12 protein-coding genes are annotated in these 11118 nt (G+C 72.2%); 4 read left to right on the forward strand and 8 right to left on the reverse strand.

Annotation, left to right across the window (positions count from 1 at the left end; translation table 11 throughout):
• Positions 1-89: 89 nt before the first annotated feature.
• Positions 90-947, reverse strand: a complete 858-nt coding sequence (locus AZE13_RS03225) for a polysaccharide deacetylase family protein (protein WP_066926542.1) — start codon at positions 945-947, stop codon at positions 90-92.
• 172 nt (positions 948-1119) lie between these two features.
• A complete protein-coding gene (locus tag AZE13_RS03230) occupies positions 1120-1539 on the reverse strand; it encodes a Fur family transcriptional regulator (protein WP_066927194.1) in 420 nt (139 codons plus the stop codon).
• 160 nt (positions 1540-1699) lie between these two features.
• Here AZE13_RS03230 and AZE13_RS03235 point away from each other — a divergent pair, with 160 nt between their 5' ends.
• Positions 1700-3163, forward strand: coding sequence for a catalase (locus tag AZE13_RS03235; protein WP_066926544.1), 1464 nt, complete (start codon positions 1700-1702; stop codon positions 3161-3163).
• 73 nt (positions 3164-3236) lie between these two features.
• Here AZE13_RS03235 and AZE13_RS03240 read toward each other — a convergent pair whose 3' ends face one another.
• Positions 3237-3623, reverse strand: a complete 387-nt coding sequence (locus AZE13_RS03240; RefSeq protein WP_066927196.1) for a cyclic nucleotide-binding/CBS domain-containing protein — start codon at positions 3621-3623, stop codon at positions 3237-3239.
• Positions 3624-3852: 229 nt separating this feature from the next.
• Positions 3853-4656, reverse strand: coding sequence for a histidinol-phosphatase (gene hisN, locus AZE13_RS03245; RefSeq protein ID WP_066926546.1), 804 nt, complete (start codon positions 4654-4656; stop codon positions 3853-3855).
• 175 nt (positions 4657-4831) lie between these two features.
• Here hisN and AZE13_RS03250 point away from each other — a divergent pair, with 175 nt between their 5' ends.
• Entirely contained in the window at positions 4832-5575 is a 744-nt protein-coding gene (locus tag AZE13_RS03250; protein WP_066926548.1) for a TetR/AcrR family transcriptional regulator, read from the forward strand.
• 107 nt (positions 5576-5682) lie between these two features.
• On the opposite strand, the gene AZE13_RS03255 is transcribed toward AZE13_RS03250, so the two are convergent.
• The 4 genes from AZE13_RS03255 to AZE13_RS03270 all read right to left on the reverse strand — a co-directional run bounded on the left by AZE13_RS03255 (position 5683) and on the right by AZE13_RS03270 (position 9395).
• Entirely contained in the window at positions 5683-6012 is a 330-nt protein-coding gene (locus tag AZE13_RS03255) for a DMT family transporter (protein ID WP_066926550.1), read from the reverse strand.
• A gap of 163 nt (positions 6013-6175) precedes the next feature.
• On the reverse strand, positions 6176-7183 hold the full coding sequence (gene rsgA, locus AZE13_RS03260; protein ID WP_066926552.1) for a ribosome small subunit-dependent GTPase A: 1008 nt from the start codon (positions 7181-7183) through the stop codon (positions 6176-6178).
• 12 nt (positions 7184-7195) lie between these two features.
• A complete protein-coding gene (gene aroA, locus AZE13_RS03265) occupies positions 7196-8569 on the reverse strand; it encodes a 3-phosphoshikimate 1-carboxyvinyltransferase (RefSeq protein WP_066926554.1) in 1374 nt (457 codons plus the stop codon).
• Positions 8570-8681: 112 nt separating this feature from the next.
• On the reverse strand, positions 8682-9395 hold the full coding sequence (locus tag AZE13_RS03270) for a M50 family metallopeptidase (protein WP_066926556.1): 714 nt from the start codon (positions 9393-9395) through the stop codon (positions 8682-8684).
• A gap of 35 nt (positions 9396-9430) precedes the next feature.
• Here AZE13_RS03270 and AZE13_RS03275 point away from each other — a divergent pair, with 35 nt between their 5' ends.
• Positions 9431-10261: an SOS response-associated peptidase gene (locus AZE13_RS03275; RefSeq protein ID WP_066926558.1), complete on the forward strand. Its 831-nt coding sequence runs from the start codon at positions 9431-9433 to the stop codon at positions 10259-10261.
• A gap of 97 nt (positions 10262-10358) precedes the next feature.
• Positions 10359-11030, forward strand: coding sequence for an alpha/beta family hydrolase (locus AZE13_RS03280; protein WP_066926560.1), 672 nt, complete (start codon positions 10359-10361; stop codon positions 11028-11030).
• The last annotated feature ends 88 nt before the right edge of the window (positions 11031-11118 follow it).

Raw genomic sequence — 11118 nt, forward strand, 5'->3', positions numbered from 1 at the left:
CGAAGGCCCGGATTCCATGAATCCGGGCCTTCGTCGTGCGAGCGACATCCCCGGTCCCCGGTGTCCTGGGCGGCCCGGGCCGGGCCCTGTCAGGCGGTCCGGGCGTAGTGTGCGGCGATCTCGTCGCTGGTGGTGAGCCACACGTCGGGGTGGTTCGCGACGTACTCCAGCGCCTGGTCCAGGTACTTGTGCCGGAAGGCCTGGCCGATGACGAACGGGTGCAGGGCGAGCGACATCACCCGGCCGCTGTCCGCCGACTCCTCGTGGAGCCGGTCCAGTTGGTCCTTGACGATCGTGACGAAGTCCGGTCCCGTGAGGCCCTTGCTGACGAAGAGGCCGATGTCGTTCAGCTCGACCGAGTACGGCACGCTCAGCATCCCGGGCACCTGGAGCCGGTACGGCTGGTCGTCGTTGGTCCAGTCGAGCACATAGCTCAGGCCGAGGTCCGCGAGGAGCTCCGGCGTCCGGAAGGTCTCGGTGAGCGCCGGGCCCAGCCAGCCGCGGGGCCGTTGGCCGGTGGTCCGCTCGATGGTGTCGATGACGTCGGTGAGGTAGGCGCGTTCCTCGTCGGGGGCCATATCGGCCTGGAAGGTCGAGTTGTCCCTGCCGTGGGCGAGCCACACCCAGTCCCGGGCCCGTCCGGCCTCGATGATCTGCGGATACCGTTCGCCGGCCGCGGAGTTGAGCAGGACGCTCGCCCGGATCCGGTGCCGGTCGAGGCTCTCGATCAGCCGCCAGACGCCCACCCGGGGGCCGTAGTCCCGCCAGCCGTAGTTCAGTGGATCCGGCGTCAGTCCCGCGGTGTCCGGGAAGGTGCTCGTCGAGGGGCGGTCGATCCGGTAGTGCTCGATGTTGAGCCCGACGTAGAAGGCGACCCGGGCGCCGCCGGGCCAGCGGATGGGCTCGCGGCCGACGATGGGGCGGTAGTCGTAGAGCGGGTTGTCCATGGCATCTCACCTCGTGTGCGGTCCTGCGAGACCGCTGCGGCCTGCGGCGGTCTCTCCGGTGAGATGCTCGAACGTTCACATTGATGTGAGGGTCAAGCCGAGGTGAGGGGTGACGTGGTGACGTAGGTCACCGCGGGCGGCGGGGTGCCCGGGGCGCACCGGCCGGCCCGGGTCAGGAGTCGTCGTTGCAGGTGGGGCAGATGCCCCGGTAGGTCACGGTGACCTCGGAGACCTGGAAGCCGTACCGCTCCGGCTCGGGGAGGGCGGAGAGCGGGTCGCCCTGGACGTGGACGTCGCGGATCGTGCCGCACCGTGAGCAGATGAGGTGCTGGTGGTCGTGGTGGGCGTTGGGGTCGTAGCGCTTGGCCCGGCCGTCCGTGCTCACCTCGAGCACCTCGCCGAGCGCGACCAGCTCGCCGAGGGTGTTGTAGACCGTGGCGCGGGAGATCTCGGGAAGGCGGTCGGACGCCCGCGCGTGGACCTCGTCGGCGGTGTAGTGGACGTGGTCCCCGTCGAGAACCTCGGCGACAACGCGTCGTTGCGCGGTCAGCCGCCAGCCGCGTCCCCGGAGCCGTTCCAGCAGGTCACTCATACCCATCACCTATCACTCAGATAGAGCCAGCGTAGCAGTGCACGGTCCATCGCCGGATTGCGTACGACTTTCGTGTACTTCTTGACTTAGACAAAGTCCAATGTAGGATCGTGATCGGCTTACGCCAAGGGCAGGTGGAGAAGACTTTCAGGAGGCGCACGTGTCGGTAGACACCAACAACGGACCGCTGACCACGGAGTCCGGCGCTCCGGTCGCGGACAACCAGAACAGCGAGTCGGCCGGCGTCGGGGGTCCCGGCCTCATCCAGGACCAGCTCCTGATAGAGAAGCTCGCGCACTTCAACCGCGAGCGCATACCGGAGCGCATCGTGCACGCCCGTGGCGCCGGCGCCTACGGCACGTTCACGGTGACCGCGGACGTGACGAAGTACACCCGCGCGGCCTTCCTCTCCGAGGTCGGCAAGCAGACCGAGACGTTCCTGCGCTTCTCGACGGTCGCGGGCAACCTCGGCTCGGCGGACGCGGTGCGCGACCCGCGCGGCTTCGCGCTGAAGTTCTACACCGAGGACGGCAACTACGACCTCGTCGGGAACAACACCCCGGTGTTCTTCATCAAGGACGCCATGAAGTTCCCCGACTTCATCCACACGCAGAAGCGCGACCCGTACACGGGCTCGCAGGAGGCCGACAACGTGTGGGACTTCTGGGGGCTGTCGCCCGAGTCCACGCACCAGGTGACCTGGCTGTTCGGCGACCGCGGCATCCCCGCCTCGTACCGCCACATGAACGGCTACGGCTCGCACACCTTCCAGTGGAACAACGCGGCCGGCGAGGTCTTCTGGGTCAAGTACCACTTCAAGACCGACCAGGGCATCAGGAACCTCACGCAGGCCGAGGCCGACAAGCTCGCCGGCGAGGACCCGGACAGCCACCAGCGCGATCTGCGCGAGGCGATCGAGCGCGGTGAGTTCCCGACCTGGACCGTGCAGGTGCAGATCATGCCCGCGGCCGAGGCGGCCGCCTACCGCTTCAACCCGTTCGACCTGACCAAGGTCTGGCCGCACGAGGACTACCCGCCGATCGAGATCGGCAAGCTGGAGCTCAACCGCAACCCGCAGAACATCTTCGCCGAGGTCGAGCAGTCGGTCTTCTCCCCGCACCACTTCGTGCCGGGCATCGGCCCGTCCCCCGACAAGATGCTCCAGGGCCGGCTCTTCGCGTACGGCGATGCGCACCGCTACCGCGTCGGCATCAACGCCGACCACCTGCCGGTCAACCGTCCGCACGCCACCGAGGCGCGTACCTACGGCCGGGACGGTGTGCTCTACGACGGCCGGCACGGCGGCCGGAAGAACTACGAGCCCAACAGCTTCGGCGGCCCGGTTCAGACCGGTGCGCCGCTGTGGCAGCCGCTCCCGGTCACCGGCGCCACCGGCGACTCCGCGGCGCCCTCGCACGCCGAGGACAACGACTTCGTCCAGGCCGGCAACCTCTACCGGCTGATGTCGGAGGCCGAGCGGGAGCGCCTGATCGGCAATCTGGCGGGCTTCATCTCGCAGGTCTCCCGCGACGACATCGCGCAGCGGGCGATCGAGAATTTCCGCAAGGCGGACGCGGATTACGGCAAGCGGCTGGAGGCCGCGGTCCAGGCCCTGCGCGGCTGACGGGCGCGTGCCGTATGTCCGAGGGCCGGTTCCCGTTCGCGGGGCCGGCCCTCGGGTCCTGTCTCCGGCGCCGCTACGGCCGTATGCCGCAGGCCACCTGAACGCGCAGCAGGTCGCGTACGGAGACCACTCCGACGGGTTCCCCGCCGTCGAGGACGATCAGATGCCGGAAACCGCCGCGCGCCATGGCCTCGGCGGCGTCGTCCAGGGTCCAGTCCGGTGTGGCGAAGACGACGTCGGGGGTGGTGTGACTCTGGGCGGTCTCCCGGTCGGGGTTCTCGCCCGCGCCGAGGGAGTTGAGGATGTCGCGCTCGGTGAGGATGCCGATGCCGCTGTTGTCGCTGTCGAGGACCACGGCGGCGCCGACGCGGCGGGCCGCCATCAACTGGGCTGCCTGGCGGAGGGTGTGAGCGGGCCCGATGGTGAGGATCACCGTGCTCATGGCGTCCTTGACGTGCATGGGCATGGAGTGGAGCCACCTCCTTGGTGAATGTGGACCGGGTGAGCGTGAACCGGGTGAATGCGACCTGGTGAAGGTGAGCTTGCGAAGGTGAGCTTGGGAAGGGGTTCACAAGTTCACAAAGCCCCGGATTCTCATGTTCACATGCCGTGGTGTGACACAACAAGGGGGAGAAGCTGGACGGTTGTCCGAACGCCTGCCCCTCCGCCCGCTCCGCCGCGGGCGGGCGTCAGCGCCTGGTGTCGCCGAGGTAGCTCAGCAGATCCTCGTGCAGCAGCCCGTTGGAGGCCGCCGCGTTGCCGCTGTGCGGGCCCGGCTTGCCGTCCAGGCCGGAGAACTGCCCGCCGGCCTCCTTGACCACCACGGCGCAGGCCGCCATGTCCCACAGCGACAGCTCCGGCTCGGCACAGATGTCGACCGACCCCTCGGCGACCATCATGTACGGCCAGAAGTCGCCGTAGGCCCGGGTGCGCCAGCAGTCCCGGCTCAGGTCGAGGAAGCCCGGAAGCCTGCCGCGCTCCTCCCAGCCGGTCAGCGAGGAGTAGGCGAAGGACGCGTCCTGGATGCGGCCGACCTTCGACACCTGTAGCCGGGTCGCGGAGGTCAGGCTCCGGCCGGTGAAGGCGCCCAGCCCCTCCGCGGCCCACCAGCGGCGGTTCAGCGCCGGCGCGGAGACGATGCCGACCACCGGGCGGTCGCCGCCCTCGCCGCGCTCCATCAGCGCGATCAGCGTCGCCCAGACCGGCACCCCGCGGACGTAGTTCTTGGTGCCGTCGATCGGGTCGATGATCCAGCGGCGCGGCCCCGCGCCCTCGCTGCCGAACTCCTCGCCGAGCACCGCGTCCCGTGGCCGGGCCCGCTGGAGCTGGCTGCGGATGAGCTCCTCGGCGGCCTTGTCCGCCTCGCTCACCGGGGTCATGTCCGGTTTCGTCTCGACCTTGAGGTCGAGCGCCTTGAAGCGCTCCATGGTGGCGGCGTCCGCGGCGTCGGCGAGCACATGGCCGAGGCGGAGATCATCGTGATAGTCGGGCATGTGCGAACAGTATCCATAGGTATACGCCGGAGCCACACGGCCATGCCCGGCCCGGCGTGTGGCGCCCGCCGGGCGAGTGGCGGGAGTGTGTTGCCGTGACTCTTGACAGTCCCTGATGCCGCATCAATTCTGTGCGCCAACCGGCCACCCGGGCCGGCGGCCGGGGAGGGGATGGATGCCCGCAGCGCGTGAGTCCCTGCTGGACGCCGCCTATACGGCGCTGACGACCCGGGCCTGGGCGTCCGTAAGGATGGTCGACGTCGCGGCCGCGGCGGGGGTCTCCCGGCAGACCCTCTACAACGAGTTCGGCAGCAAGGACGGGCTGGCCCGGGCCCTGGTCCGCCGGGAGACCGAGAACTACCTCGCCGGGGCCGCCCGGGCGCTGGCCCGGGGTGGCGGCACGGCCGCCGGGACACCGGGTGACGCGGCGGCCCGGATGGTCGCCGCGGCCGCCTGGACGCTGCGTACCGCCCGGATCAACCCGCTGGTCAGGGCAGCGCTGACGGGCTGCTGGGGCAGCCTGCTGCCGGACCCGGCGGTGGTGTCGGCGGTCCCCGCGCCGCACCGGGCGGGGCAGCCGGACGGCGTGCCCGCTCAGCGCACCCGGCCGGCCGCGCCGTCCGCACCGTTCGCGAACGGCCCGCTGCCCGGCCCCGCCGAGCTCGTCGGCCGGCTCTGTGCCCAGGCGGTCGCCGCACTGGAGCCCGACTGGCCCGAGGAGCAGCTGCCCGCCCTGGGAACCGCCTGTGAGACCGCGGCGCGGCTGACGCTGTCCTGCGTGGTCGCCCCGGCCGCGGAGACGGCGCCGGGACCGGGGCGCCCGCCGGCCCGGCGGACCCGGCGGGAGGCGGAGACGGAGGCGGTGTCACGGCTCGTACGCGGCGCCTTCGACCGGCTGTCGAGCGGTGCGGGCGGTTAGGGCCTGTCCGATGGGTCCGCGTGGGCCCGCGACGTCCGACCCATCGGACAGGCCCTAGGCGGTGTCTTGTGGATCAGCTCTTGTGGAGCAGCCCGGGCCCGGCGGCTTCAGTGTCCCGACCCCGACAGCTGCAGTCCGATCGCGCCCACGATGACCAGCGTGATCGAGACGATCTTGAGGGTGGAGACCAGGTCGCCGAGGAAGACCATGCCGTAGATCGCCGTGCCGGCCGCGCCCAGACCCGTCCAGACCGCGTACGCCGGGCCGATGTCGAGCCTGCGCAGGGCCAGTGTCAGCAGACCGAAGCTGCCCAGTGCGAAGGCGGCGAAGGCGACGGTCGGATAGAGGCGGGTGAATCCGTGTGACAGCTTCAGGCAGACCGCGAAGCCGGTCTCCAGCACCCCTGCCACCACGACCAGCAGCCACGACCACGCCATACCCATGCCTCCGTCAGCTGGACGAGTGATGACGGCAGGGCCCAGGGCGCCTTCTCGCCCGCACTCCCGAGGGCCCGGCCGCGCGGTCAGGGCCCGGTGACCGGTGCACCGGCCTGGTGTGATTATGCAGTTGTCCCGGCCCGGCGGGAGTGAACTCCGGGGGTCAGTCGCCCTCGCGTCGCTCCCGGGTCGCCAGCAGGCGGCGCAGCGAGTAGAGCCGGGCCGGCTCGGCGTGGCCGTCGGAGACCCACTCGTCCAGTGCGCAGTCCGGCTCGTCGTGGCTGCAGGCGCGCGGGCACTCGACGGTGCCCGGCTCCAGGTCGGGAAAGGCGTGGATCACCCGGGACGGGTCGATGTGGGCCAGCCCGAAGGAGCGCACCCCCGGGGTGTCGATGACCCAGCCCGAGTCGCCGGGGAGGGGGAGGGCCAGCGCCGAGGTGGTGGTGTGCCGGCCGCGGCCGGTGACCGCGTTGACGTGGCCGGTGGCCCGGCGGCGGTCCGGGACCAGCGCGTTGACCAGGGTCGTCTTGCCGACACCGGAGTGTCCGACGAACGCCGTCATCCGGCCCTTCAGCGCCTCCCGGACCCGCTCGGCGGCGCTGCCGTCGGTGAGTTCCTCGCGGTTGGTCACGACGTACGGGACGCCCAGCGCGCCGTAGGACTCCAGCAGCGCGTCCGGGGACGCCAGGTCGGACTTGGTCAGCACCAGCAGCGGGTCCAGGCCCGCGTCGTAGGCGGCGACCAGACAGCGGTCGATCAGCCGGGGCCGCGGCTCGGGGTCGGCGAGCGCGGTCACGATGGCGAGCTGGTCGGCGTTGGCGACCACGACCCGCTCGTACGGGTCGTCGTCGTCGGCCGTACGGCGCAGTGTCGAGCTGCGCGGTTCGACCCGGACGATCCGGGCGAGGGTGTCCTTGGCGCCGCTCAGATCGCCGACGACGGCGACCCGGTCGCCGACCACCGCGCTCTTGCGGCCCAGTTCGCGGGCCTTCATCGCGGTGACCGTACGGCCCTCGATGAGGCAGGTCAGCCGGCCGCGGTCGACGGTCAGGACCAGGCCCTCGGCCGCGTCCTCGTGCTTGGGGCGGATGTTCGTACGGGGCCGGTTGCCCTTGCGGTTGGGCCGGACGCGGACGTCGTCCTCATCGGGGTTCTTGCCGTAGCGGCGCATGGCGGCCGGTCCTCAGGCTCTCCGGGCGGGGACGGCCGCCGGATCGAGCATCTCCGTCCACATCGCGGGGAAGTCGGGCAGGGTCTTGGCCGTCGTGGCGACGTTCTCCACCTCCACGCCCTTGACCGCGAGGCCGATCACCGCCGCGGCGGTGGCCAGCCGGTGGTCCTCGTACGTGTGGAAGATCCCGCCGTGCAGCGGACGCGGCCGGATGTGCAGACCGTCCGCGGTCTCGGTGACGTCACCGCCGAGCTCGTTGATCTCCTTGGTGAGCGCGGCCAGCCGGTCGGTCTCGTGCAGCCGCAGGTGGGCGACGCCGCGCAGGGTGGACGGGGAGTCGGCGAGCGCGGCGACCGCGGCGATGCCCGGCGTCAGCTCGCCGACCTCGCCCAGGTCGACGTCGATGCCGTGGACCCGGCCGCTGCCGGTGAAGGTCAGGCCGTGTTCGGTCAGCTCGCAGGTGCCGCCCATGGTGGTGAAGATCTCGCGCAGCGCGTCACCGGGCTGGGTGGTGTGCTCGGGCCAGTCCGGGATGGTGACCCGGCCGCCGGTGACCAGCGCCGCGGCCAGGAACGGCTGGGCGTTGGACAGATCCGGCTCGACGACCAGATCGCGGCCGAGCAGCGCACCGGGCGTGACCCGCCAGACGTTCGGCTCGCCGCCGGCCTCCGGGGTGTCGACCTGCGCGCCGACGCTGCGCAGCATGTCGACGGTCATCCGGATGTGCGGCATGGACGGCAGCGCCGCGCCGACGTGCCGGACCTCGACACCCTGGTTGAAGCGCGGTGCCGAGAGCAGCAGGGCGCTGACGAACTGGGAGGACGAGGACGCGTCGATCTCGACCGCGCCGCCGTCCAGGGCGCCGCCGCCGTGCACTGTCATCGGGAGCGCACCGCGGTTGTCGTCGTCGATGCGGGCGCCCAGGGTGCGCAGCGCGTCGATGACGCCGCCGAGCGGGCGCTCGTAGGAGCGCGGGTCGCCGTCGAAGCGGACCGGGCCGTCGGCGAGCGCGGCGACCGGCGGCAGGAAGCGCATGACCGTTCCGGCGTTGCCGACGTCGACGGTGGCCGGGCCGTGCAGACCGGCCGGGATGATCCGCCAGGCCTCTCCGCCACCGGACTGCGCGGCGGTGTCCGCGGAGCCGTCGGAGCTGGAGGAGGCGGTCTCCTCGATGCCGACGCCCAGGGTGCGCAGCGCCTCGGCCATCAGGAGCGTGTCACGGGAGCGCAGCGGGCGGCGGAGCCAGCCGGGCTCGGACGAGAGCGCGGCCAGTACCAGGCCGCGGTTGGTGACCGATTTCGAGCCGGGAACGGTGACGGTCGCGTCGACGGCCCCGGAAGCGAGGGGGGCGGGCCACAGGGCGGGATGTGCGGGGCTCTCGGTCATGCCCCTTACTTTAATGGCTGGGCACGGCGCCCCATCTTGATCAAAAGTGGCGCAACCCATCCGAAACATGGCACTGGTAGTGCGCTCGCGTGCGGGCGGCTCGCGTCCGGCGTCATACGCCGAGCAGCCAGCGCCCGCCGCCGATCAGTGAGCACAGCGTCACCACGTGGAAGAAGCCGAGCCAGACGGCCGCCGGGACGTTCGTCAGCCGCGCCAGCTGGTCCGGGTCCGAGTCCTGGGCCGCTCCGTGGCGCCGCTTGCCCTGCAGCTCGAAGGGCGGCCGTACCCCGCCCAGCAGCAGGAACCACACCACCGCGTACCCGAAGGCCGCCTGCACCTCCGCCGTCGTCAGCCAGGAGACCAGGACGAACGCGGCACCCGTCAGGACGATGGTCAGCACCCCGTAGGCGTTGCGGATCATGACCAGCATCGCCAGCAGCAGCGCGGTGGCGCCCCACAACAGCGCCGTGATGTGCCCCGCGGCCAGCAGCGCGGCACCGGCCAGCCCCAGCAGGGACGGGGCGAGGTAACCGGCGGCCGCGGTGAGCACCATGCCGAGCCCGGTCGGTCTGCCCCGCGAAACGGTCAGACCCGAGGTGTCGGAGTGCAGCCGGATGCCCTCCAGCCGGCGCCCGGTGACCAGGGCGATCAGCCCGTGCCCGCCCTCGTGCGCGATGGTGACGGCGTTCCGCGACAGCCGCCAGACGGTCCGCGGGACCACGGCGCCCAGGGCGAGCACCGCCGTGGCGATCACCAGCCAGAGCGATGGAGCGGGCTGGGTCCCGACGACTCGATCCCATATGTCGGTGAGGTGGCCGGTGTCCATGTCTCTCCTTCGTGTGGCATGGCAGTGTGGCATGCATGTGCGGTAGGTATGCGGCGAGTCGTCGCCCCGAGGACCTGGTGGGACTGTTCGGCGTCCAGCGGTGGGAGCCGACGGAGACCCTGGCGCCCAGCTGGAACGTGGCTCCGACGGACAGCGTGCATGCGGTGCTCGAACGTCCCCTCAAGGGCGAGGCGGCCGCCGGTTTCCCGCCGGGGCCGGTGCGCCAGCTGCGGACGCTGAAGTGGGGCCTGGTCCCGTCGTGGTCGAAAACACCCGAGGGCGCCGCGCGGATGATCAACGCACGGGCCGAGACGGTGCACGAGAAGCCGTCCTTCCGCCAGGCCTTCGCCGCCCGCCGCTGTCTGCTCCCCGGTGACGGCTACTTCGAGTGGGTCACCGGTGCCGCCGAACGGCAGCTGGAGGAGCAGGGCCGGAAGAAGCGGCCCCGGAAGCAGCCGTACTTCGTGACGCCCGCGGACGGCTCCGTGATGGCGATGGCCGGGCTGTACGAGTTCTGGCGGGACTCGACCCTGCCCGGGGACCACCCACTGGCCTGGTGGGTGACCTGCACCGTCGTCACCACCGAGGCCGAGACCACGCCGCTGGCCGGGGCGGGCGGCGGCGAGGGCCCGCGGACACTGGCGGACATCCACCCGCGGATGCCGCTGGTGCTGCCGCCGGACCGCTGGGACGCCTGGCTCGACCCGGCCCGTACGGACCCCGGTGAGCTGCGGGCACTGCTGGCGCCCCCGCCGCCCGGCCTGATGCGGGCGTACCCCGTGTCCACCGACGTCAGCAACGTCCGCAACAACGGCCCCGAGCTGATCACCGAGCTGGCGGCGCCCGAGGTCGGCACGCTGTTCTGAGGCCCCGCGTACCGTTCCGAGGCCCCCGCGTACCGTTCTGAGGCGCCTCCCGCGTGCTGTGCCGCCCATCTCGCGTACGTCCGGGCAGGATGGGCGTATGAGTACAGGGGCGCAGGCACGGGCGGAGACAAGAGCTGACGCGACCGAGACGGTCACGACACCGGCGGGCGACGCCCGGATCACCTGGTATCGCGGCACGGGACCGGCCCGGGCGGTGGTGGCCCTGGGCCACGGCGCCGGCGGGGGGATCGAGGCGCGCGATCTACGGGCCCTGGCGGCCGCGCTGCCGGCCCGTGGCTACACCGTCGCGCTGGTCGAGCAGCCGTGGCGGGTGGCGGGCAAGAAGGTGGCGCCCGCGCCCAGGACCCTGGATGCGGGGTGGACCGCGCTGTGGCCGGCGCTGGCGAAGCCGGGCCTGCCCGTGGTGGCCGGCGGCCGGAGCGCGGGGGCCCGGGTGGCCTGCCGGACGGCGCGTGAGCTGGGCGCCGTGGCCGTACTGGCGCTCAGCTTCCCGCTGCACCCTCCGGGCAGGCCGGAGAAGTCCCGGGCGGACGAGCTGACCGGCGCCGGGGTGCCGACGCTGGTCGTCCAGGGCGGCCGGGACCCGTTCGGCCGGCCGGAGGAGTTCCCGCCGGGGACCGTGATCAGCGAGGTGCCGCACGGTGACCACGGCTTCGCGGTGCCGAAGTCGGCGGGCGTCGGCGAGCCGGAGTCGATGGCCGTGATCACGGACGCGGTGGTGCCCTGGCTCGACGGGGTGCTGGGCTGATCCGCCGCCCGCCGCCCGCCGCCCGCCGCCCGCCGCCCGCCGCCCGCCGCCCGCCGCCCGCCGCCCGCCGCCCGCCGCCCGCCGCCCG

The organism is Streptomyces sp. NBRC 110611, from assembly GCF_001590865.1.
Classification (GTDB): Bacteria; Actinomycetota; Actinomycetes; order Streptomycetales; family Streptomycetaceae; genus Streptomyces.

Bases quoted from the DNA above. Each gene is read 5' to 3' on its own strand.
- AZE13_RS03240 (WP_066927196.1), bottom strand. From the start codon at position 3,623: ATGCACGTCAAGGACGCCATGAGCACGGTGATCCTCACCATCGGGCCC.
- AZE13_RS03225 (WP_066926542.1), bottom strand. From the start codon at position 947: ATGGACAACCCGCTCTACGACTACCGCCCCATCGTCGGCCGCGAGCCC.
- AZE13_RS03280 (WP_066926560.1), top strand. From the start codon at position 10,359: ATGAGTACAGGGGCGCAGGCACGGGCGGAGACAAGAGCTGACGCGACC.
- AZE13_RS03275 (WP_066926558.1), top strand. From the start codon at position 9,431: ATGTGCGGTAGGTATGCGGCGAGTCGTCGCCCCGAGGACCTGGTGGGA.
- hisN (WP_066926546.1), bottom strand. From the start codon at position 4,656: ATGCCCGACTATCACGATGATCTCCGCCTCGGCCATGTGCTCGCCGAC.
- rsgA (WP_066926552.1), bottom strand. From the start codon at position 7,183: ATGCGCCGCTACGGCAAGAACCCCGATGAGGACGACGTCCGCGTCCGG.
- AZE13_RS03270 (WP_066926556.1), bottom strand. From the start codon at position 9,395: ATGGACACCGGCCACCTCACCGACATATGGGATCGAGTCGTCGGGACC.
- AZE13_RS03250 (WP_066926548.1), top strand. From the start codon at position 4,832: ATGCCCGCAGCGCGTGAGTCCCTGCTGGACGCCGCCTATACGGCGCTG.
- AZE13_RS03230 (WP_066927194.1), bottom strand. From the start codon at position 1,539: ATGAGTGACCTGCTGGAACGGCTCCGGGGACGCGGCTGGCGGCTGACC.
- aroA (WP_066926554.1), bottom strand. From the start codon at position 8,569: ATGACCGAGAGCCCCGCACATCCCGCCCTGTGGCCCGCCCCCCTCGCT.
- AZE13_RS03255 (WP_066926550.1), bottom strand. From the start codon at position 6,012: ATGGCGTGGTCGTGGCTGCTGGTCGTGGTGGCAGGGGTGCTGGAGACC.